We start from the raw sequence: 21,949 nt of genomic DNA on the forward strand, positions 1-21,949 counted from the left end.
AGCCCCCGGAAGCCGAACCGGAACCTGAACCGGAGCCGGAGCCGGAACCGGCGCCACAACCGGAACCCGCCCCAGAGCCCCCACCAGCCCCACCTCCACCGCCGCTCCCTCCCCCTCCCCCACCCTCCCCCGAACCCGGCATCGGCTGGGTGGAGATCGTCGGAGCCATCGGCTCCCTCGTCACCCTCCTGACCGCCGTGCTCTTCTACTTCGGCTGGGCGAGCACCGACGCCGAGACCAGGGCGCTCGGGCTGCGCGACACCGTCTTCCACTTCTCCACCAGCGACTACCTGCTGCGCAGCGTCGGCGCTCTCTACCTCCCCGCCTGGCTGGCCGCGGGCCTCGCGCTCGGCACGCTCGGGCTGCTGCGCCGGGCCGCGAGCGAACCGGAACGGCTCGCCCGCGCCGTGCGGGTGCTGCGGTTCGCCTGGGCGGTGCCCGTCGCGCTCGTACCGCTGTATCCGCTCAGCCCCTGGCTGTTCGACCTGCTGCTGCCGCTCGCCGCGATCGGCGGCTTCTCCCTCAGCGCGTACGCCCGCACCCGGGAACGTCGTGACCTGCGGCTCTGGGGGCTCACACTGTTCATCTGCGTCCTGTCACTGTTCTGGGCCGTGTCGTCGTACGCGGCGATCGCCGGCCGGGGCCGTGCGGAGCTGACCGAGCGGACCCTGCGCGATGAGTTCCCCGCGGTCGTCGTCTTCAGTGCGAAGGACCTGATGATCCGGGGCGGCGGCAGTTGCTACCGTCGCGTCACCGACAAGGGGAGCCAGTACGCGTACGAGTACGCCGGTCTGCGCCTGTTCCACGTCTCCGGGGACCGGATCTTCCTCGTCCCCCGCGACTGGTCCCCCGGGGACGGCACCCTCTACGTCCTCAAGGAGGGGGCGGGTCAGCGCGTCGATCTGCTCAGCGGGGCCGGTCGCCGGGCGCGGGAGTGCCGGGCGCAGCCGGAGGCCGGTGCTCAATAGGCGAAGCCGAACGGCGGTCGCGCGGCGGGCGAGGCGTGTTCGGTGAACCGGCCGCAGGAGCGGAACCCCAGGCGGCGGTAGACCGGTTCGCCGTCGGTGGATGCCTGGCGGCCGGCGTGGACGTACTCCTGGTCGCGGGCGGTGTGCAGGGCGGCGAGGGCGACGGCGCCGCCGTATCCGCGGCCGCGGTGGGCGGCCAGGGTGCAGATGTGGTAGATCCCGGCGACGCCCGCGTGCAGGAAGACCTCGGCGCAGCAGACCGCGCGGCCTCCCGCGTAGCCGACCAGGAAGCGGGCCGGGCAGCCCGGGTCGAGTACCTGGCGCGCGGCCCGGTCGGAGAAGTCGCGCACGGTGGTGGCGGGCGGGGTCCAGTTCTCGGTGACGTGTGCAGCTTGCCAAAGGGCGCGCGCGGGCCCGCGCGACAAGGAGTCGCGCGGCCGAACATCGCCGTCGCTTTCCCGCCCGCCGCGCCGGCGAAGCGTCCACGGCACGTGTTCCTCCTCACCGTCCGAATGCCGAGGGTGACCCGGAACAGCGGTCGGCGGCCCCGTATGGTGATCGGTGCAGCTGGTTCGCCCCGTCCGCCAGACGGGAGCGTCGCAAGAGGGAACCCGGTGTGAATCCGGGACTGCCCCGCAGCGGTGAGCGGGAACGACCGCCGTCACACGCACTGGAACCGCGAGACCGGTTCTGGGAAGCGACGGCCAGTAGGTGTCCGCCCGCCTTCTTCCGAAGGCAGTGGACGAGGCCCGCGAGTCCGAAGACCTGCCCGCTGTCCGCGCCCGAACCATTCGTGCGCGGATATCCCGGTGACCTCGTGGGCGGGTCGGCGTGCATACCAGACGGGCGACCGCGCCGACCGCGCGCTCCCGGCCCGTCCGGTCCGTCGCCCTTCGCGCTCTCGTCCCGTCTCCGGGATCTCAGGGATTCATCTCGCGAAGGAGATCTCCGTGACCACCAAGCCCGCAGCCGCGGCAGCACGGGCCACCGTGTACGGCTACCCCCGTCAGGGTCGTGACCGCGAACTCAAGAAGGCGATCGAGGGCTACTGGAAGGGCCGCGTCACCGCGGACGCCCTCGCGGCCACCGCCGCCGGGCTTCGCCGCTCGAACTGGCGCGAACTCGCCGACGCCGGCATCGACGAAGTCCCGACCGGCGACTTCTCGTACTACGACCACGTCCTTGACACCACCGTCATGGTCGGCGCCGTCCCCGAGCGTCACCGCACCGCGGTCGAGAGGGACGCGCTCGACGGCTACTTCGCGATGGCGCGCGGCACCCAGGACGTGGCGCCGCTGGAGATGACGAAGTGGTTCGACACCAACTACCACTACCTGGTGCCGGAGTTGGGGCCCGGCACCGTCTTCCGTGCCGACTCCACCAAGCAGGTCACCGAGTTCGGGGAGGCCCATGCGCTGGGCCTCTCGGCGCGCCCCGTCCTCGTCGGCCCCGTCACCTACCTGCTGCTCGCCAAGCCCGCACCCGGGGTGGCCGCCGACTTCGACCCGCTGACCCTCCTCGACCGTCTCCTGCCGGTGTACGCCGAGGTGCTCGCCGACCTCCGCGCCGCGGGCGCCGAGTGGGTCCAGCTCGACGAGCCCGCGCTCGTCCAGGACCGTACGCGGGCCGAACTGAACGCGGCCGAGCGCGCCTACCGCAACCTCGGCGCCCTCACCGACCGGCCCAAGCTCCTCATCGCCTCGTACTTCGACCGGCTCGGCGACGCCCTTCCCCTGCTCGCCAAGGCCCCGGTCGAGGGCCTCGCCCTCGACTTCACCGATGCGGCGGCCGCCAACCTCGACGCGCTCGCCGCCGCCGGCGGGCTGCCCGGCAAACGGCTGGTCGCGGGGGTCGTCAACGGCCGCAACATCTGGGTCGACGACCTGGAGAAGTCCCTGGCCACCCTCGGCACCCTGCTCGGCCTGGCCGACCGTGTCGACGTGGCCGCCTCCTGCTCCCTCCTCCACGTCCCCGTCGACGCCACCCTGGAACGGGACATCGAGCCGCAGATCCTGCGCTGGCTGGCCTTCGCCCGCCAGAAGACCACCGAGATCGTGACGCTCGCCCGGGGCCTGGCCCGGGGCACCGACACGATCTCCACCCAACTCGCCGCCAACCGCGCCGATCTGGCGTCCCGGGCAGGCTCCCCCATCACCCGCGACCCGGCCGTCCGCGCCCGGGCCGGCGCCGTCACGGAGGCCGACGCCCGCCGCTCCCAGCCCTACCCCGAGCGCGCGGCGGCCCAGCGCGCCGCCCTCGGCCTCCCACTGCTGCCGACCACCACCATCGGCTCCTTCCCGCAGACCACCGAACTGCGCACGGCCCGCGCCGATGTGCGGGCGGGACGGATCGACGCCGCCGGGTACGAGGAGCGCGTCAGGGCCGAGATCCAGGAGGTGATCTCCTTCCAGGAGAAGACGGGCCTCGACGTCCTGGTGCACGGCGAGCCCGAACGCAACGACATGGTGCAGTACTTCGCCGAGCAGCTCACCGGCTACCTCGCCACGCAGCACGGCTGGGTCCAGTCGTACGGCACCCGCTATGTGCGTCCGCCGGTCCTCGCCGGTGACATCTCGCGACCGGAGCCGATGACGGTGCGCTGGACGACGTACGCCCAGTCCCTGACGGAGCGCCCCGTCAAGGGCATGCTCACGGGCCCCGTCACCATGCTCGCCTGGTCCTTCGTCCGTGACGACCAGCCGCTCGCCGACACCGCCCGCCAGGTCGCCCTCGCACTGCGCGACGAGGTGACCGACCTGGAGGCGGCCGGGACGTCCGTCATCCAGGTCGACGAGCCCGCCCTGCGCGAGACGCTGCCCCTGCGCGCCGCCGACCACCCCGCCTACCTCGCCTGGGCCACCGAGGCGTTCCGCCTCACCACGAGCGGGGTGCGGCCCGACACGCAGATCCACACGCACATGTGCTACGCCGAGTTCGGCGACATCGTCCAGGCCATCGACGACCTCGACGCCGACGTCATCAGCCTGGAAGCGGCCCGCTCCCACATGCAGGTCGCCCGCGAACTCGCCGCCCACGGCTATCCGCGCGAGGCCGGCCCCGGCGTCTACGACATCCACTCCCCGCGCGTGCCCGACGCCGAGGAGGCAGCGGCCCTGCTGCGCAATGGACTTGAGGCGATCCCCGCGGAACGGCTGTGGGTCAATCCGGACTGCGGCCTGAAGACGCGCGGCTGGCCCGAGACCCGCGCGTCCCTGGAGAACCTGGTCGTGGCGGCCAGGACGGTCCGAGAGGAGTTGTCCGCCTCCTGACGGCTGGTCAGGCCCGCTGATCCGGCCCCGCGCGTACGAGGGCAGGGACCGGATCGGCGCACCCAACCCCCTTGCACCGCACGGCAGTCCGCGCCCCCTATTGTGCTCGGCACCGGCACCGGCATTGCGGGAAAGCAGCGCCGCGTCCGCCGGGCCATCGACGCTGAGGAGCCTGTGGGACATGCGGTCACGGTTGCCGTTCGGGGAGAAGCTGAGAGCCGGGCTGGGTGTGCCGGGCCGGGCCCGCGAACTGGCCAGCAGCCCCCGGTCACGGGTGTGGCGCGCCGAGTTGTCCGGCACGCCCGTGGTGATCAAGCAGCTCGTGGAGGGGCCGGACGCCGACGACAGGTACGCGCGCGAGGTCGGCGCGCTGCGGCTCGCTTCCCGGGTCGACCCACCGGTGGTGCCGGTACTCCTCGGCACCGACCCCGACGACCGGGTCCTGGTCCTGGAGCACCTGGAGGAACGGCCGCCCCGCGAGGACTGGGTGGTCGAGTACGCCGCCGCGCTGGCCCGGCTCCACGCGGCCGCCGACACGGACACCGCGAGCGCTCTGCCCACCTGGCCGGGCCCGGACCACGACGACATCGACTCCTTCCTCGCGCTGGCCCGAAGACTCCGCGTCGAGGTGCCCCGCTCCGTCCCGGCCGCGCTGGACGCCCTGGTGAACCGCCTGTCCTGCACGCCGCACCGCTCGCTCCTGCACGGTGACCCCTGCCCCGGCAACGACCTGCACACCGCCGACGGCGTCAGGTTCATCGATTTCGAGCAGGCCTCGCTGGGCAACGGACTCGTCGAGCTCGCCTACCTCCGCATCGGCTTTCCGACCTGCTGGTGCTCGACCGCCCCGGCGCCGCCGCTCCTTGCGGCGGCCGAGACCGCGTACCGCACGGCTTGGCGCGAGGCCACGGGCGCCGACACCGGCGCCGACACGGAGTGCGACCTCGCGGACGCGTGCGCGGGCTGGGTACTGCGGGGCGACGCGCTGGTCCAGCGGGCGCAGCGCGGCACCACGGACCACCTGGCCGAGCTGTCGGAACGGGACTGGCACTGGGGCACGGCGACGGCCCGGCAGCGCCTGGCACACCGCCTCGGAGTCGTCGGCCGCCTCACCGCCGGGGGTGGCGAGCTGGCCGACCTGGGCCGCCTCGCGACGGCGATGCGCACCGCCATGCTGGCCCAGTGGCCCACGCTGCATCCGCTGCCGTCCCGGCGGCCGTAGCGACAGTGCCCCGGCGCCAGGTGTATCGCCCCTGCGGCTCAATACACCCGGACACCTAGTTGACCGTCAGCTCGGCGATGCCCGGATGCTTCTTCGCCTTCGCGTCACCGCGCACCGTCACCCGCACATGGCGTGCGAGTCGTCCCTCGCCCGTGTCCGCGCTCGCGCGGTGCCAGTGCCTGCCGTCGAGGGAGAGCTCGATGGTGTGGGCCGCGGGCTTGGTGTCGCTCCAGGTCGGGGTGACCTTTTTGACGTGGACGGGCCGGGCGAGGTGCGTGGTCAGCCGGCCGCGTGCGCCGTCCGGGACCCAGGCCGTGGCCGTGTTGCCGTCGACGGCTGCGCCCGCGTACATGCCGGGCTGCTGGGAGGTGGCCGTGGCACTGGTGCAGCGGGCCGCGTTCGTGGTGGGCTTGAGGTCGGGGCGGCGGGTCTTGAGGACGGCCGGGGCGCCCTTGCTGACGACCTGCTCGCCCTGCGGGGTGTCGAGCGTCATCGGCTCGCCGCCGGTGAGGCGCACGGTGGTGTGGTGGGCGCCGAGGTCGATGTCGTACGTCCTGCCCTGCCAGGTCAGACCGTGCAGGTTGACGCCGCGGTCGAGCTGCGGGGGCAGCATCGGGTCGAGGTGGAGTCGGTTCTCCCGCATCCGCAGGCCGGTCAGGCCGTTGGTGAAGACCTGCAGGAAGCCGCCCTTGCCGGTGAGGAAGTCGTGCGCGGGCGAGCCCGACAGCGGGTCCTCGGCGCCCGCCTTCTCGCCGCGGGCCTCCGAGAACTGGGCGAAGGGACCGCGTACGAACGGCTTGATGGAGCGCTCCAGATAGGTGTACGTGGAGCAGCCGGCCTCACCGATCCCGGCGGCGTCGATGGCGTGCACCGAGTCCGTCATGGCCGGACCGTCGGGGTCGGTGCGCTGGGCGTAGTAGTCGAGGGTTCCTGCGGCGGCGCCCTCGGGCATCGGCCATTCCAGCGGGTACATCAGCAGGACGGTGTCGGCCTGCTTGATGGTGCTGCCCTTGTAGCCGTCGTACTGCTGGAAGACCTTGCGCTTCTTGTCGTACGGAATCCGGATGCGGTCGGCGATCGACTTCCACCTGGCAGGGGCCTGCCGGCCGAGCAGTTCGGCGGCGCGGGTGGCGTGGCGCAGGGCGGTGACGGCGCCGGCGTTGGTGAAGACCGCGTCGTCGACGCCGTTGCTGTACTCGTCGGGCCCGGCCGTGTCCTTGATCGAGTAGCTGCCGTCCGCGTTGCGGCTGACGCGGTCCGCCCAGAACTCGGCGATGCCCTTCAGCACGGGCCAACCGCGCTCGCGCAGCCAGCGGGCGTCCTTGGTGGCGAGGTAGTACTGCCAGGTGGCAAGGGAGATGTCGGACTGGAGGTGGATCTGGGTGCGGCAGTGCGGCGGGTCGACGCTGTGGCACTCCTTGGCCAGGTTGCCCGAACTCCCGCTGTTCCAGGGGTAGAAGAGGCCGCCGTAGCCGAGCTTGCGGGCGTTCTCCCGCGCGCCCGCACGGGTGCGGTAGCGGTAGTCGACCACGGACTTGGCGAGTTCGGGGCGGGTGGCGAGCAGCCCCGGGTACATCCAGGTCTCCGCGTCCCAGAAGACGAGACCCGCGTAGTTGTCGCTGGTCAGCCCCGCAGGAGCGATGCTGTTCGCCGCGCCCTCACGGGTGCTGGAGAACAGTCCGTACTGCGCGGAACGCACCCACGTCTGCATGTCCCGCTGCCCGGGCACCTCGATGTCGCTGCGCCACAGCCGCGACCAAGCGGCGGTGTGCGAGCGGAGAAGTGCCTGCCAGCCGCGGTCAGCGGCGCGCCGCGAGGTCGCGGTCGCGGCGCGGCGCGGTGCGCGGGACGTCAGGGCGGTGTCGACGCCCACGTACTTGGTGAAGCCGTACGAGCGGCCGCGAAGGACGGGCAGCGACAGCGACTGGCGTGCCGTCAGTTTCTGTGCCTCGGCGGCGCGTTCGGGGCGCGCCCCCTGTGCGCCGTCTTCGGCGCGGAGTGTGGAGGCGACGGCACCGTCCACGTTCGTGCCGTCCGTACGGAAGGCCACGTCCATGCTCGGGGCGGGGGCCCGGCCGTGTTCTCGGTGCCCGTCGGTCCGGTCGCCGCCACCGGTCTGCCGGATGCGCCGCGCGCCGCGGCCGTCCAACAGGTCGGTCACGGTCGCCCGGCCGCTCCAGTGCGGCGTCATGCTCATGCGTACGGCGCCCGCGTGCGGGTCGGCGCGGTCGGCGAGCACCTCGTACACGAGGTCGGTCCTGCGGCCGTCGGCGGCGGTCCACGTCAACGAGGTCCGCACCACGCCGCAGTGGAGGAACAGCGACTGGCGGTAGTGGGAGATCCGGCCGGTGGGCGTCGAAGAGTTGAAGGTATCGCCCTGTGTTCCGCCGGTGCTGACGTTGAGCGCGGACCACGTGGGCAGGGCGGCGGCGGCCTGCCTGTCCCCCGCGGTCTGCTTGTTGTGCGCGTACAGGCCGGACACGAAGGAGCCGTCGTAGCGCGGGGTGAACAGCGGCCAGCCCGTCTTGACGTCGCTGTCGGCGTATCCGGCACCGTTGGGCGGTACGCGCTGGCCCAGGTAGCCGTTGCCCACGTAGGCGTGGTGCGTGTCCTGTGTGTCGGGGCGGGTGGTGCCGAGCGTCCAGCCGTCGTTCTTGCGGCACTGCGCGGCCGTGGCGGGAGGAGTGGCGGAAGCAGCCGTGGCGGTGTCCCGCGCCGTCTGCGAGGCCGCGGGCGGCACCGAGGCGACAAGCACTCCGGCCAGGAACACCGCGGTCAGTCGGGCGGCGCGCGGCCGTACACCGAGGGAGTACGTCATTGTTCTCCGTCACTCTGGTTCGCCTTCGAGGGTTCAGGGACCATAAATTTCCTGAACAAGCCGCGTCAATAGATGTGCCACAACGGTCAATTCTCGAACGCGAGCGCGACGGTTCGTGTCGTACGAGAGGTGCGGGGCACACGTAAGGGAGGGAACACTCGCTGCGAGTGTTCCCTCCCTCTGCGGTCTGCCTCTGTCTCCGCCTCTGCCCTCGGCCGCCCCCGGCCGGGGAGCTGCGAGAGGCGTCAGTGGCGCGGGCCCTGCTTCCGCTCGCGCCAGTTCTCGCCCTTGGCGTCACCACGACCGCGCTCACCCTTGGCCTGGTCGTACTCGATCTGCTCCTTGCGCACCTGGTCGGAGACCTCGCGGTTCTCGGTGACCTTCTCCGTCTCCAGACGGACCCGCTCGACGGGCACGGATTCCTTGCTGACCACCGGCCTCTCGGCGTGCAGGGTCACCTCGGCCTCCTCCTCGCCGATCTTCGCGCGCGTGCCGTCTCCCTCACGGATGGGCTCGCGGACGACGCGGACCTCGTCGTGCGAAAGGGGTACGGACGTCGTCACGTCCTCGGTGACGACCACCTTGCGCAGGCGGGCCCTGCCGACCGTCTCCTCCTCCTTGCCGACGTGCAGCCGCTCCTCGGAGCGGATCATCTCGTCGCCCTTGCGGTCGCGGTCCGCTCCGGCGCGGGTCGCGAACTCACGACCGCCTCCCGCACCCGCTCCGGCCAGGTCGCCGCGGCCGGCGGCGCCGGGCCGCATGCCACCGCCCGCCACGCCGCCCGCCATGCCGCCGGCGGTGGCCTCGGGCCGCGCGAGCCCGTAGTGCCGGTAGAGCTCGTGCTCCTCCTCCGGCTCAAGGTGCTGGTCGGCGTCCACGCGCGGGGCCTCCTTGACGGCCTCCTTCGTGGTCGCCACATGCAGCTGGTCCTCCTGGCGACGGGCGCCGGCGAGCGGGACGAAGCTCTGCTTCATCCCGAAGAGACCGGTCTTCACGGTCACCCACTCGGGGCGGCCGGTACGGTCGTCGAGGTAGACCTGCTCGACGCTGCCGATCTTCTCGCCGGTCTGGTCATAGGCCGTCAGGCCCGCAAGCCCGTCGGGGTTGGTGAAGGCCTCGCCCTGCGTCATGGGTGATCACTCCCTTGGAGCGCGCGACGGGCAGAATCGACTCTCGCCACGGACGACGCACGCCTCCCCTCCACTCCGCTCCGTACCGCTTCCTCCCGCAACCAGGAGAGTCACGCAGCGTGCACGGATCGCGAGACAAAGGGCCTGCTGAGGCACGGTTGCGGCGACCGGACCGGTCTGATGCGGCCTGCGCCTGATTAGCCCATTCGTGTGACGCCTTTCGAACCCCACTGCGGTTCCCGGCCGCGCGAGGAGCAGATTGCGCAGCCACCGGTACGGGAAGACGTACGGGAGGACTCTGCCGCCCGACCATGATCGCAAGCTAGGTTGAGCCGCATGAGCAACCTTGACCGTCAGGCGGTTCCCTCGCTGTGCGGCGGGCGCGGGTTCGTCGTCGCCGAACCCGTCCGTGAGCTGCTGAGCCCGCGCCGGGTACGGCTCGGCGCGTCGACCGAGGTCCGCAGGTTGCTGCCGAACCTCGGGCGCCGCATGATCGGGGCGTGGGCCTTCGTCGACCACTACGGCCCCGACGACATCGCCGACGAACCCGGCATGCAGGTGCCGCCCCACCCGCACATGGGCCTGCAGACCGTGAGCTGGCTGCACGAAGGCGAGGTGCTGCACCGCGACTCGACCGGCAGCCTGCAGACCATCCGCCCGCGCGAGCTCGGCCTCATGACGTCGGGCCGGGCCATCTCGCATTCGGAGGAGTCACCGAAGCCGCACGCCCGCCTCCTGCACGGAGCGCAGCTGTGGGTGGCGCTGCCGGACGCGCACCGGCACACCGACCCCAAGTTCGAGCACCACGCCGAGCTGCCGACGGTCACCGCGCCCGGCCTGCGAGCGACGGTGATCCTCGGCGCCCTGGACGGCGCCACGTCCCCCGGCACCACGTACACACCGATCGTCGGCGCCGACCTCACCCTGACCTCCGGCACCGAGGCTCGCCTGCCGCTGGACCCCGACTTCGAGTACGGGGTCCTGTCGATGGCGGGCGAGGTGCACGTCGACGGCGTACCAGTCCTGCCGGGCTCGATGCTCTACCTGGGCTGCGGACGCAGCGAGCTGCCCCTGCGGGCCGCGTCGGACGCGGAGTTCATGCTGCTCGGCGGCGAGCCCTTCGACGAGGAACTGATCATGTGGTGGAACTTCGTCGCCCGCACACAGGAAGAGGTCGAGCGGGCGCGCGAGGACTGGGTGGAAGGGACCCGATTCGGCGAAGTGCAAGGGTACGACGGAGCACCACTGCGGGCACCGGAGCTTCCGGACTTGCCTCTGAAGCCGCGATCACGTCCACGCTGACCTGCGAGAACACACTATGGCCGGCCAAATCCCACGGCGTCCCCCTCAGGGGCCGAGGCACTCCTCCAGGAAACCGCGGCTGGCCGTGTGCTGGGGCTCGGTGTCGAAGACCTGGCCGCCGACGACGGCCAGCATGTGCCGCATGGCGTCGTACGGGCTCTCGTAGTCCTTGCTCCGCGTGGCGGCGCGGGTCTCTGCGGCCAGGTCCTTGGCTACGTCCTCGGCGTGTTTATCCCAGTCGGCGAACAGATAGCGCTGCCAGGCCGACCCGTTGGGGGGCCGTGCCCAGAAGGCGGTGTAGTCGCCGCCCGGCAGCAGTGTGACGTCGGCCTTCGCGCGGGTCAGCTCCTCGAGCAGGGAGTGGGGAACGGGTCCGGTGTATGGGGACTTCACCACGAACACCCGCAGACGCCGCCCCGCGCGTGCCGCCGCGGCGGCGGCACGGAGCAAGCCGTCGCGGCGGCGGTTGATCCGGCCGTCGTCGACCGAGATCACCCGGGCGAGGCTCTCGCCGTTGTTCTCCACGGTCCTGGTGACGGCGTCCCCGCCACGGCTGTAGCCCGCGATCCAGAGCAGTGGGTCCAGCCGCAGCGGCGCGGAGGAGCCGCCGTGGAACGCGATGGGGGCGAGTCCGCGCACGGACAGCGGTTGGCCGCGCCCGCCGAGCGCCCCGGTCGACCAGAGCAGCGCCACTGCCTGGGCGATGTGCGGGGCGAGTCCCGCGCGCATCGTGTGGTCGTAGGCGCCGTCGACGCCGCCCGCGGCGGGCCAGGGCATCAGCAGCACCCGCTGCTCGGGGTTGTCCGCCTCCTTCAGCAGAGTGGCGGAGCGCGCCAACTGGTGCTCCAGGGCGATGGGCAGGTTCAGGATGTGCTTGCTCGGCCAGGTCTGCGGTCCGTCCTCTTCCTCCTCTTCCTCGGACCTGCGGAAGTGATCCAGGAGCCAGGTGTCGTACGGGGAGTAATAGCCGATGCCCGGGGCCTGTGACCGGTTGCGTCCCTGGAGCAGATAGCGGGCGAGCTGTTCCATGCCCAGCAGGCTGTGCACGGGGGAGGTCAAACCCTTCTCGCGGTCCGACGGGTAGGGGTAGGCGCTGAACACGGGGCGGTAGAAGACCGCGCCGCCGATCCGGGTCTGTGCGGGGAGCGGGCCCATCGCGGTGGGCGGCAGGGCCGCGAACCAGACCAGTGGCACGCCCCAGGTGCTGGCCAGCACGCGCAGCCGGGTGGGCTGCCCGGCACATTCCGGATCGAGGTACCAGGAGTTGAAGTGCCACTGGCGGTAGGCGGCCGGGGAGCCCGGCACCCCCTTGCGGAGCGTCGGCTTGTGGTGCAGCTCCCACCACAGGCCGGTGATGTCGAGGAAGTCGGCGGCGACGCGCAGCGAGGCGGCGCGGGGGCCCGTGGTGAGAAGCGGGTGGGGCCCGGTGAAGACCTGCGCGGGGCCGCCCTCCGGGAGCACGACGGGCTTCTGCCCCGGTACGACGTCCTGGCCGGGGTGGGTCTTGTGCATGGCCACGACTGTGCGGTTGATGGCGTGCCCGTCGTAGATGGGCACGCCTTGTTCGGTGAGCCGGAGCAACTGGACGACTTCCAGGCCAACGGGGCCGGCGCGGCCTCCGGCCGAGGGGGTGACCCGCACGTCGAGTCGCATCGGCGTCTTGGCAGGGACGTCGAAGACCGCGCCGGTGTCGTCCTGCGAGAGCGGTGCCACGGTCCGGCCTGTGCCGCTCTGCCACCAGTCGGGGAAGGGCGGGTCCAGGTGGATCTCCGCCACCGCCCCCTTGAGCAGGAAGTGCGGTCGGTCGGCCCAGGAGATGTGCAGCCTCACCGCTGCTGTCCGGTCTTGGGGTCGTACTGGACCTCGACCGCGACCACCTGGTCGGTGGGCAGCACCTCCACCCACTGGTCGAAGACCTTGTACGGCTCAGCGGGCCGGAAGCCGCCGTCGAGCGGGTCGAAGCCGGTCTCGAAGACCTTCTCGGCGCGCAGCGTGTTGGCGATGTCGGTGTTCTTCTCCTGGAGTTCACGGGCGCGCAGCTCCAGGACCTGGCCGATGGTCTTGTCCCGATAGGTGTCCGGGTCGCCCGTCTGCCAGGGGTAGGGCTTGGCGAGCGCGGCCTCGCCCTCGACGTGTGCGCCCATCAGCCAGCCGAGGGCCTCGACCTCGTGTCCCGCCCGGATGGGCAGGACGGCGGTGACCCAGGCGGAGTTGAGGAACTCGTTGCGGCGTTCGTCGCCGTCGGTCTGGATCAGCCAGCCCAGGGAGCTGCCCATCGGCGCGGCCTGCGCGTTCTCGGTGAGCGGGTAGTTGATGCGCCATTCGGGCTTGCCCAGGTTCACCGGGTGTGCGGCCTCCGGCGGGTTGTTGGCGCTGGTGTGCGCGTAGTGGCTGGGCACGGTCGCGCCGGCGAGCGGATCGCCCTCGGTGAGGTCCCAGTCGTGCGTCGGGACGGGGACCCGGCCCTGGGAGTGCTCGCCGGCGGCGGAGGCGGCGCCGGGCCGCCAGAAGTCCGGGGCGACGAAGTAGAGCATGCGGTCGACGTCGAACATCTGCCGGATCAGCTCGGAGCCGAGATGGGGGCGGCGTCCGTGGAAGAGGTCGAGCTGGGTGATCAGGTTGGCGAAGACCGACTGCCGCTCTTCCTTGCGCAGTTCCTCCGGCGGGCGCCTGCGCACCTTGCTGACCAGCTCCGCCCGTTCCCGTACGGCGCGGGCGTACGCGGCACGCTGGAGCTTGGCCACCTCTTTGCGGTACTCGGCCAGATCGCGTTCGTAGGCCGCCTGCGCGGGGTTCACGTCCGGCGGGTCCCAGAAGATGATGAGGGTGAGGCTGACGTAGTTGCTGTTGGCGAAGTTGACGAGCTTGCAGTTGACGCGGAACTGGCCCGAGTCGCGGTCGATGATCTCGTAGTCGGCGAGGAACTTGGTGCCGCTGCCGTTGCCCGCCTTCGCCTCCTTCAGCCGGATCGGCTTGTCGACCTTGGCGCTGAGCTTGTATCCGGGGCCGGGGGAGACGGGGGTGAAGTCGAAGTGCGCGATCAGGTACTCGTTGGAGTGGCCGTGCCAGAGCCGGTCGAACCCCTGCTGAGGAGTCCAGTCCTCGGCCAGATGGGGCCCGTTGTCGCTGGTGGGGTGCTGCTGGGCGGGGAAGATGTCGGTGTAGCTGGTCTGGGTGAGGCCCAGCGGGTCCGGCGGCACCGGCTTCTTCAGCGAGGTCAGGTCAGGGGCCTCAACCACGTGCAGCAGCTCGCCGAGGCCCAGGCCGCGCCCCGGGTCGCCGACGAAGACCTGCCAGCTCATCTGGGTGCCGATGTGCTGGAGCTGGATGCCGACCTTGCGCATCTTGCGGCGCAGCTCGTAGTTGACGAGCCGGTCGGTGGTGTTCTGGACGACGTAGCGGCGGCTGGAGGTGTCGGTGGTCTCCGTCACCGTCTTGAAGGTGGTCTTGAAGTTGCGGTGGATCTCACTGCTGACCTTGGAGCTCTGGGTCCTGCTGTGCTTGTGCGTCACCTCCGAGGACCTGTTGGTGGTGTTCTTGGTGCTGTAGCTGGTGCTGACGTCGGCGTGAGCGATGCCGACGTAGTTCGCGCCCGCGTTGGCGGTGACGCCGAGGGAGGTCTCGCTGGCGTTGTCCTCCTTGACCGCGTCGGCGACATCGGTCTGGTCGGTCAGGGACTCCTCCGTGCGTACGACGCTCTCCTCGGACTGCTCGGCGCTGCGCTCGACGAGAGTGCGGCGGGTGGAGGTCTCCACCACCTCCACAGTGCCGCCGGGGCTGAGCCAGAGGTGACCGACGGGGGCGCCCAGGAAAGTGTCGAACTCGAAGAAGTATTCGCGGAAGAGGTCCACCAGGCCCACCGGGCTGAGGATGCCCTCGGTGGGCGGCTGCGGCAGCGCGAGCGCGGAGTCCCCGGCGCCGTCGGGCGCCCAGAGAAGGGGGCCGAGGCCAGGGACGTCGAGGTCACGTGCTGCCTCGCCGCTGAACAGCTCGCGCGCCGGACGCTCGCCGCCGCCCACCTCGGCCAGACGACTACTGCTGGAATAGCCGAGCCATCCGGGCAGCGGCTGGTAGACGCCGAAGAGTTCGCTGGCGTAGGGCAGGGTCCCGGCGAAGTCGGTGACCGGGCGGCCGTTGGGGGCCCTGGGGGTCGGGGCGGGAGCGGGGAGCACCTGGGTGTTCCCCACGTCCTCGCCCTGCGCCTTGGCGAAGGGCGTCACCGTCCACGGGGTGGAGCCGGTGCGTGTCACCAGGAACAGCTCGCGCTCCTGCTGGGCGGGCGGGGCGACGAACGCGAGGGTCTGCGTGCCCGGCGTAGTGATCACCCGCCCGGTATAGGTGCGGCTCAGGCCGCCGTCGGGTTCGACGAACATGCCCTCCAGAGCGGCCACGCCGGGGAACAGCCGGGGGTCGCGCACATCGGCGTCCGCCGGGACGGCCAGAGCGATGCGCTGGCCGATGCGCAGGTCGGCCCCGATGCCGGGTTGTACGGAGTAGGACCAGATCTGGTGCGGCAGGCCACCGCCCGCCGTGCCCAGTGGTGTCCTGCCGGTGAATGTCACAATCAGCGCCACGAGTTCACTCCACGTCTCATACGGTCGCGAGGCTGCGCCATCTCGTTCGGAGGATGCCGCACCGCGCCCGCGCCCCGTCCCGGTGCGGTCGTGGGCCGGTGGGCGTGCGGGACCCGTGCGGCTAGGTGTTGTGAAAAGGACGGTCGGGTCCCGGGCCGGGCGGTGCCCGGGCGGCCCGGAGGGGCAATCCGCGCCCGCGACCCCCTGTTTCCGGTGTGTCTGGCGAGGTGCGGTTGGCAGGGTGGCTGCCTGCTCAGGGTGGTCATGCTGGCACGGGATGGGGCTGAGTGGCGCGTACGTGCGCCGACACGCCCCCCTTTCGCTCCTGTGCGCCCCTGAGGCGATGGTCCGCCGGTAGCGGCTGGTCTCCTCGCTGGGTGAGGGGGCGGGTACGGGCCCGGGAGATCTCCTGGAGCGTACAGGCCGCGACGAGCGGCCCGTGACCCACGAGATCCTCGACGAACCGCCCCCGGGCAAGGCGCTGGCTCACCTGCGCAATGTCCTGGTCGCGACCGGCGCCTTCCCGCCCCGCGATGAACGGCTCATCGCTCTGGAGAAATGGACCACCACCACGGTCCAGGCCCGTACCGATCTCACCGAGCGCCGGATCCCGCACGGCTACGCGGTCTGGCACCACCTGCGCCGATTCCGGCGCCGCCTCGGCGAAGACCACACCACCCGGCTCCAGTACCTGAACGTGCGCTGCCACGTCACCGCGGCGAACTACTTCCTCGACTGGCTCACCACAAGGACTCACACTGGGGACCTGCACCCAGCCGGACCTGGACCGCGTCGCGGGGCTGCCGCTGATCCTCTACGCACAGGAGATCGCCCCAAGGGCTGTCCCGCAGCTGCTGCTTGCCACGGGTGCTGCGCCTCTCCCCGTGCTGGGTTCCCACGAGCTGGGGGACGTTGTCAGTGGGCGACGGCACACTGACTCGCATGATCACCTCTTCATCCGTCGCAGACGATGCCTCTGCCCCCTCCCCTGTCTGGGTGGAGTCGATGGGCGGCCCTCTGATTGTCATCCCCCTCTCCGCCCTGGCCTCCTGGGGCGGGTGCACGGAGCATGGCCTTATGGCGGGAGACGCCACCGCCCCGGACGACTACGACCGGGCCTGCGCGGTGGACGGTCTGGCCGGTGTGATCCCCATCGACAAGAACGGTGCGCAGGTACTGGTGCTGGCGGACGAGCCGGCGACCAGCTGCTATCTGCCCCAGCACCGAGCGTTCCTGCGATGGCGCGCCGCCGACTCCGAGGCCGGACTGAGAGCCGCGGCGGACACCGTCCTTGCAGACCCGGCCACGGTCTGGGAGCAGTGCGGCACTTGGGCCTCGGACGGCCCGGCGGTGCTCATGGACTCCGCCGAAGCAGGTGCCGACCTGGGCATCGAGTACCCCGATGGTGGGATGCCCGCTGAGGCGCCGGTCCTACTGCCCGCCGGCCGCTGGAGGGTCCGCGCCACGCAGACCGGGGTGGACGAGGAGAACGGAGTCGGCCTGGTCCAGCTCCTGCCCGCCGAATCCTGAACCGACAGTGCTTCAGGCTGGGTGCGGTCAGCCGCGCCGCGAAACGGCCCCACCGTCACCATCACCATCGCCTTTCAGGCCGCTACCCGCGGTTCGTCGACATGACCCAGACGTAACCCGGCGATTTGCCGGTGCCCGTATTTCGTGTCGGTCTCACGGCCGATGTCGGCTGGATGTCGGATACGCCGCGGCGTGCGGACTTGCGGGTGCACGGCGCCGACCGGCAGCCGGTGCCACGCTCACGGGATGTCGAGAAGGACCTTTCCGACGACACCCTTCTCGAGCGCGGCGTGGGCGTCAGCGACGCGCTCCAGCACGAAGCGGTGCAGCGGCAGTCCGGCTTCCTCGCCCACGCGCAGCGCCCCCGCGTCCACGGCCGCCGCGACATCGGTGAGCGCCTGCCGCTTCGCCGCAGGCGGCACGGTGTAGACGAAGACGCTCTGCCAGCGCAGGTTCGCCGACAGTGAGGTGAGTACCGGGACGGACAGCCGCTCCCCCTCGCCACCCGAGTAGTAGGCCACCACGGCCCCCGGGGCGGCCACCGCGATGTCGAGAGAGGTGTTGGCGCCCGGTGCGACCTCCACGACGATATCGACGCCTTCGGGGGCGAAGTCCAGGATTTCCGCGGCCGCGTCCTGCGTGCGGTAGTCGACCACTCGGTGGGCGCCGGCTGCGCGCGCCAGCGCGGCCTTGGCGGGGCTGCTGACCGTGGTGACTACACGCGCTCCGGCCCAGCGGGCGAGTTGAACGGCCGCGTTGCCGACAGCGCCGGCGCCGCCCGCCACCAGCACGGTGGTACCCCGCAGGGTGCCGGGCGCGATACGCCCCGGTCCGCCGTCATGAACGGTCAGCGCGCGGTGGGCGGTCAGGGCCGGGACGCCCAGGGCGGCGCCGAGTTCGAACGGGGCGTGGTCGGGCAGGGCGACGGCATGCCGGTCAGGGACGAGTGTGTATTGCTGTGCCGTTCCCCAGGGACTCTCCCACGCGGCCTCCCAGATCCACACCCGCTGTCCGATCCGCTCCGGGTCGACCTGCGAACCGACGGCGTCGATCACCCCGGCGCCGTCCTGGTGGGGCACCTGTTCGTTCATGCCCTGTGGCAGTGCGCGTCTGCGGCTGCGCCAGTCGGTGGGGTTGACGCCTGAGACGTGCACACGAACCCGTACCTCACCGGGGCCGGGCTCGGGCACCGGACGCTCGACGAGTTGGAGGACCTCGGGCCCGCCGGCAGCCGTCCGGATGACGGACTTCATGTCTCACCCTTCCTTCGTTCACCCCTGGGGAACAGGCGGTCGGCACCCGGGGAGGACGCCGCTCTGTATGGGGCTGTTCCCTCCGAACTCTTTTACGGAGCGGGGTATTCCGAGAGTTTCGGTGAACTCTGCGGGTACGTACCTGGCGTTGAGAAGGCCGGGATCGACGAGGTGAGGAAGCCAGCCTGCCTGCGCTGCGGGCGCGTACGCATGCTGCAAGCGGGCTGTACCCGGCGGGCGGGTCCGCCGGGGTCGCGAAGGCATCCTCGCCGCCCACGCCGATTGCGGCGACCGCGCCCGCGCCTACGCCCGCCGCACCGCGACGGGCTGACGACGCCGCATCGTCGGCTCGGCACGACACGCCCCCCGGCACAGCCAGGCCTGCGCACGCCGCCGCACCTACGTTGCGGCGGCGTACGCACTAGGGATCGGAGGCCGCGCCTGGACCGGTCCCATCGCCGACGGGGCCGTCAAACAGGCGGCCTGCAGGACCGGTTGCCCCTGCGCCCGTCACGACCCGGCTCCAGCTACTCCCCGCGAACGCCTCGGGGCGAGCAGGTCCGCGTCGCCGAGGAAGTCCTGACGCCGGTCACCTACGCGAGTTGCGCACCGCCCCGGGGACTTCACGTCCGACAGCAGGGCGCGGATGGCCGTGACGCGGCATCACCGGAATGTCATTCGTCTCCGGGTCCTTGCTCAGCTCTCAGGGCCGGTAGATGTACTCCGCCAGCGTCGTGTGCTTCTTCCAGCCCAGCGTCTCGTACAGCGCACGCCCGGCGTCCGTCGCGCCGAGAACGCCGAGGACCGCGCCCTCCCCCACGGCGTGGTCGGCGAGCGTACGCATCACGAGGCCGCCCAGCCCGCGCCGTCGATGGGCCTCCTCCGTCATCACCCGGTCCACGACCACGGCTTCCCCGAGCGACGCCATCTGCCCCTTGGCCGCCTGATGACCCGTCGCGTCCAGTACGCGCGCAGTGGTAACGGCTCGCACGGTCTCCACGGCCACGGTGTACCCCTCGGGCACGCCCGGGCGCGTGGTCATCAGGTCGACGGCCATCAGGTGCCCGTCCTCCTCCCGCGCCCACCCCTGAGGCAGCCAGGACTCGGCCTCCTCCGATTCCGCGGGCATCTTCATCCAGGTACGCGGCATGGACACCGAGGCGGCGGCACCGCGGACCAGCGTCTCCTCGGCCCGGGGCAGGACATGGCGTCCCACTTCATCGGGGCTGTCGGCCACCTCTATGTAGAGCCCCCAGGGCGTCTTGACCGGCGGGGGCGTCCGCCGGGACACCGCCCAGCCCGCCACCCAGGTCCTGACCAAGTCCTCAACCATCAAGCCCCTCCGAAGTCGCGACCGCGCCAACGGCCAGGTAATAGGCCGTAGTCGACATCACACATTACATTGCTGTGGAGTCCTGGCAGCTGATTTTCGGGGCAGGAGGCAGGTATTGACGTCGGTGTCATGCAGTCGGAGCGCGGAGTGCGAGGTCATGCCGGTCTCAGCCGGTTGCCACCGGCTTTGACTTCGCCATGCCGCCGCGGTGACAGCGCCATGCCGATCAGTCGAGGGAGGGCGGCTGCCCCCAGGGCGCCTCCAGTGCCGCCCGCAAGGCATCGGCCGCCTTCCGGCCGATCCGCTCGGCGAGCTGGTCCTCCAGCTGTTCGAGGGTGCGGACAGCCCGGCGGTGTGCGCGTTCCCCCTCTTCCGTGCGCCGGATCAGCCGCTGCCGGGCGGAGCCGGGGTCCGGGACCTGTTCGAGCAGCCCGGCGGCGATCAGACCGTGCACGGCCTGGTGCGCGGTCTGCCGGGTGACACCCATGCGCCGGGCCAACTCCGACACGGTCGTGCCCCCGCCGTCCAGGACGGCGAAGAGCTGCGTCTGCGTCGGGGACACCGGCGTGACGCCGTCCGCTTCCACGGCGGCCAGCAGCCCTTCCTCGAACCAGCGGCGGGCCTCACCGAGCAGTTGGGGGAGATTGCGGCGGGTGTCTTGCATCTGTTCCTCACGACGACGGACGGCGGGGCCGGATACCTGTACGGCTTGCCCACCGACATGGAATTGTGTCAGGCTGCCTGACATTCACAGTCGGCAGGCGATCCAAGGAGACCGCATGACCATCGAGTACGCCACCCGCTACCGCCGCGCCTCCCACATCCCCCCGGAGCCGGGCAAGCCCTACTTCATCGAGAAGGGCGAGGGCGACCGCGCGCACCTCTTCGGCGACCTCATCACCGTCTACGCGGGCGGCGAGCAGACCGAGAACACCTTCAACTTCTTCACCGTCGAGGGCCCCAAGGGCGACGTCATACCGGCCCATCTGCACGCCGACACCCACGAGGTCTTCTACGTCACCCAGGGCGCGGTCCGGCTCTTCGTCGAGGACACCGAAGGCATCCAGCAGGAGAAGCTGCTCACCCCCGGCGGCTTCGGCTTCGTACCGAAGAACTGCACGCACGCCTACCGCATGGAGCGCCACCACAGCCAGGTCGTCGGCGTCGCCGCGGGCCCCGGCGGTACGTTCGAGCGGTTCTTCGAGAACCTCGGCGCCCCCGCCGAACAGCTCGGCCTGCCGCACCAGCCCGTCATCCCGGAAGCCGGGAAGTTCGAGACGGTCCCGCAGCAGTACGACGTACGCTTCCTGCCTGATCACCAGTGGCGTACCCGGTGACGGCGCGCGAGCCCTCGCTGCGAGAACTCATCGCCGCGCCCCACCCCGACCGCGCTGCCCTGCCACCCGCGGCGATGAGCGCGCCCGGGGTTCGGGAACTGCGCGGAGTGCCCTATCAAGAGATCGACGGCAGCCGCCCGCTGGAACTCGACCTCTGGCTGCCCGAGGCCGACGAGGCGGCGCGCCCCGCTCCGCTGGTGCTGTTCGTGCACGGCGGTGCCTGGCATAGGGGGCGGCGCGACGACATGGGGCTGCGTACCCGCCACTGGTCGCCCCGGCCCCTCGCGCGCATCGCAGCCGCGGGTTTCGCCGTCGCCTGCGCCGACTACCGGCTCAGCGGCGAGGCCACCTTCCCCGCCCCGCTGGACGATCTGCGCTCCGCCTTGCGCTGGCTCACCCTGCGCTCGGCGGAACTCGGCATCGACAGCGGGCGGACGGTGGTGTGGGGCGAGTCCGCCGGCGGACACCTCGCCTCACTCCTCGCCCTGACCGAGGCTGCCCCTGTGAACGCCGACCCTGTGAACAGGGAATACGTACAGCCGGTCGGCGCCGTGATCTGGTACGCGCCGAGCGACCTGACCACCGCCCGTGGCTGCTTCGACCCCGAAGACCCCGCGACCCCCGAGGCGCGCCTGCTCGGAGCGGCCCCGGCCAACGTCCCGGAACGCGCCCGCACGGCCAGTCCCCTCGCTCACGTCCGGCCCGGCGCGCCACCGTTCCTCCTGGTCCATGGAGACCAGGACACCTTGGTCGACTGCTCACACAGCCGGTCCCTGGCCGCAGCACTGGAGCAGGCCGGCGCGGCGGTTGAGTCGTGGACGGTGCCGGGCGCCGATCACGGTTGGCACGGCCTGCCCGACACCGAAGTGGAGGGACTTTTCTCCCACTCCTTGGCCTTCGCCCGCAGCCTTGGGGTTTAGCGATTCCCCGGGGGGGCAGGTCGGTACCCCATGCAGCTGTCCGTCCGCACCCCGCGGTCAGGCGACGAACCGGCAGTTCACGCCCCCCGTCGCTCCCCCATCCGCGTCCGGGCAGCGTGTCCCTGGGGTGCGTACGTCCGGCCCCGTACGCAGGCTGAACTGTGTGGGCCGCGCCCCGGCGGCATCGCGATCCGCATCTGGCGCCGCCTCACCCTCGATGGCGACGGCACTGACACCGCTGTGGTGTGGCCGTATCTCCGTCGGCCACGCCGGGACCGCATCGGTTTGCAGGT

14 protein-coding genes, 1 pseudogene and 1 riboswitch are annotated in these 21,949 nt (G+C 71.4%); of the genes and pseudogenes, 7 read left to right on the forward strand and 8 right to left on the reverse strand.

The window, feature by feature from the left end:
• Positions 1 to 149 precede the first annotated feature (149 nt).
• Positions 150 to 968, forward strand: a complete 819-nt coding sequence (locus ACFVYR_RS30470; protein ID WP_384256260.1) for a hypothetical protein — start codon at positions 150 to 152, stop codon at positions 966 to 968.
• Here the strand turns inward: ACFVYR_RS30470 and ACFVYR_RS30475 are convergent.
• Positions 962 to 1,342, reverse strand: a pseudogene (locus ACFVYR_RS30475) (GNAT family N-acetyltransferase); the annotation flags it as partial. The gene ACFVYR_RS30470 and the pseudogene ACFVYR_RS30475 sit on opposite strands and share 7 nt — an antisense overlap.
• A gap of 177 nt (positions 1,343 to 1,519) precedes the next feature.
• A riboswitch (cobalamin riboswitch) is annotated at positions 1,520 to 1,756 on the forward strand.
• Positions 1,757 to 1,918: 162 nt separating this feature from the next.
• Here ACFVYR_RS30475 and metE point away from each other — a divergent pair.
• The gene (gene metE, locus ACFVYR_RS30480) at positions 1,919 to 4,237 is read left to right on the forward strand and encodes a 5-methyltetrahydropteroyltriglutamate--homocysteine S-methyltransferase (RefSeq protein ID WP_384256258.1); all 2,319 of its coding nucleotides are present in this window, start codon (positions 1,919 to 1,921) and stop codon (positions 4,235 to 4,237) included.
• 181 nt (positions 4,238 to 4,418) lie between these two features.
• Positions 4,419 to 5,459: a phosphotransferase family protein gene (locus tag ACFVYR_RS30485; RefSeq protein WP_384256255.1), complete on the forward strand. Its 1,041-nt coding sequence runs from the start codon at positions 4,419 to 4,421 to the stop codon at positions 5,457 to 5,459.
• A 55-nt stretch (positions 5,460 to 5,514) separates the two neighbouring features.
• Here ACFVYR_RS30485 and ACFVYR_RS30490 read toward each other — a convergent pair whose 3' ends face one another.
• Together ACFVYR_RS30490 and ACFVYR_RS30495 are read right to left on the reverse strand one after the other, a co-directional pair.
• Positions 5,515 to 8,277, reverse strand: a complete 2,763-nt coding sequence (locus ACFVYR_RS30490) for a glycosyl hydrolase family 65 protein (protein WP_384256253.1) — start codon at positions 8,275 to 8,277, stop codon at positions 5,515 to 5,517.
• A gap of 245 nt (positions 8,278 to 8,522) precedes the next feature.
• Positions 8,523 to 9,407, reverse strand: a complete 885-nt coding sequence (locus ACFVYR_RS30495; RefSeq protein WP_384256251.1) for a PRC and DUF2382 domain-containing protein — start codon at positions 9,405 to 9,407, stop codon at positions 8,523 to 8,525.
• A 336-nt stretch (positions 9,408 to 9,743) separates the two neighbouring features.
• Between ACFVYR_RS30495 and ACFVYR_RS30500 the strand changes: the two genes are divergently transcribed.
• A complete protein-coding gene (locus ACFVYR_RS30500) occupies positions 9,744 to 10,709 on the forward strand; it encodes a pirin family protein (RefSeq protein WP_384256248.1) in 966 nt (321 codons plus the stop codon).
• Positions 10,710 to 10,754: 45 nt separating this feature from the next.
• Here ACFVYR_RS30500 and ACFVYR_RS30505 read toward each other — a convergent pair whose 3' ends face one another.
• Both ACFVYR_RS30505 and ACFVYR_RS30510 read right to left on the reverse strand, forming a co-directional pair.
• A complete protein-coding gene (locus ACFVYR_RS30505) occupies positions 10,755 to 12,539 on the reverse strand; it encodes a hypothetical protein (RefSeq protein ID WP_384256246.1) in 1,785 nt (594 codons plus the stop codon).
• Positions 12,536 to 15,283, reverse strand: coding sequence for a hypothetical protein (locus tag ACFVYR_RS30510; RefSeq protein WP_384256243.1), 2,748 nt, complete (start codon positions 15,281 to 15,283; stop codon positions 12,536 to 12,538). Before ACFVYR_RS30510 ends, ACFVYR_RS30505 begins: the two co-directional genes overlap by 4 nt.
• A 1,005-nt stretch (positions 15,284 to 16,288) precedes the next feature.
• On the opposite strand from ACFVYR_RS30510, the gene ACFVYR_RS30515 reads away from it, so the two are divergent.
• A complete protein-coding gene (locus tag ACFVYR_RS30515) occupies positions 16,289 to 16,813 on the forward strand; it encodes an Imm21 family immunity protein (RefSeq protein ID WP_389613231.1) in 525 nt (174 codons plus the stop codon).
• Positions 16,814 to 17,052: 239 nt separating this feature from the next.
• Here ACFVYR_RS30515 and ACFVYR_RS30520 read toward each other — a convergent pair whose 3' ends face one another.
• The 3 genes from ACFVYR_RS30520 to ACFVYR_RS30530 form a co-directional block, all read right to left on the reverse strand.
• Positions 17,053 to 18,066: an NADPH:quinone reductase gene (locus tag ACFVYR_RS30520; RefSeq protein WP_389613210.1), complete on the reverse strand. Its 1,014-nt coding sequence runs from the start codon at positions 18,064 to 18,066 to the stop codon at positions 17,053 to 17,055.
• 703 nt (positions 18,067 to 18,769) lie between these two features.
• Positions 18,770 to 19,399 (reverse strand): GNAT family N-acetyltransferase, encoded by a 630-nt coding sequence (locus ACFVYR_RS30525; RefSeq protein WP_384256236.1) that lies wholly within the window; start codon positions 19,397 to 19,399, stop codon positions 18,770 to 18,772.
• A 226-nt stretch (positions 19,400 to 19,625) separates the two neighbouring features.
• A complete protein-coding gene (locus tag ACFVYR_RS30530; RefSeq protein WP_384256233.1) occupies positions 19,626 to 20,063 on the reverse strand; it encodes a MarR family winged helix-turn-helix transcriptional regulator in 438 nt (145 codons plus the stop codon).
• Positions 20,064 to 20,178: 115 nt separating this feature from the next.
• Here ACFVYR_RS30530 and ACFVYR_RS30535 point away from each other — a divergent pair, with 115 nt between their 5' ends.
• Positions 20,179 to 20,736 (forward strand): quercetin 2,3-dioxygenase, encoded by a 558-nt coding sequence (locus tag ACFVYR_RS30535; protein WP_384256231.1) that lies wholly within the window; start codon positions 20,179 to 20,181, stop codon positions 20,734 to 20,736.
• A complete protein-coding gene (locus tag ACFVYR_RS30540) occupies positions 20,733 to 21,656 on the forward strand; it encodes an alpha/beta hydrolase fold domain-containing protein (protein WP_384256229.1) in 924 nt (307 codons plus the stop codon). Before ACFVYR_RS30535 ends, ACFVYR_RS30540 begins: the two co-directional genes overlap by 4 nt.
• Positions 21,657 to 21,949: the final 293 nt, after the last annotated feature.

Origin of the sequence: Streptomyces sp. NPDC058284 (assembly GCF_042881135.1) — a bacterium.
Classification (GTDB): domain Bacteria; phylum Actinomycetota; class Actinomycetes; order Streptomycetales; family Streptomycetaceae; genus Streptomyces.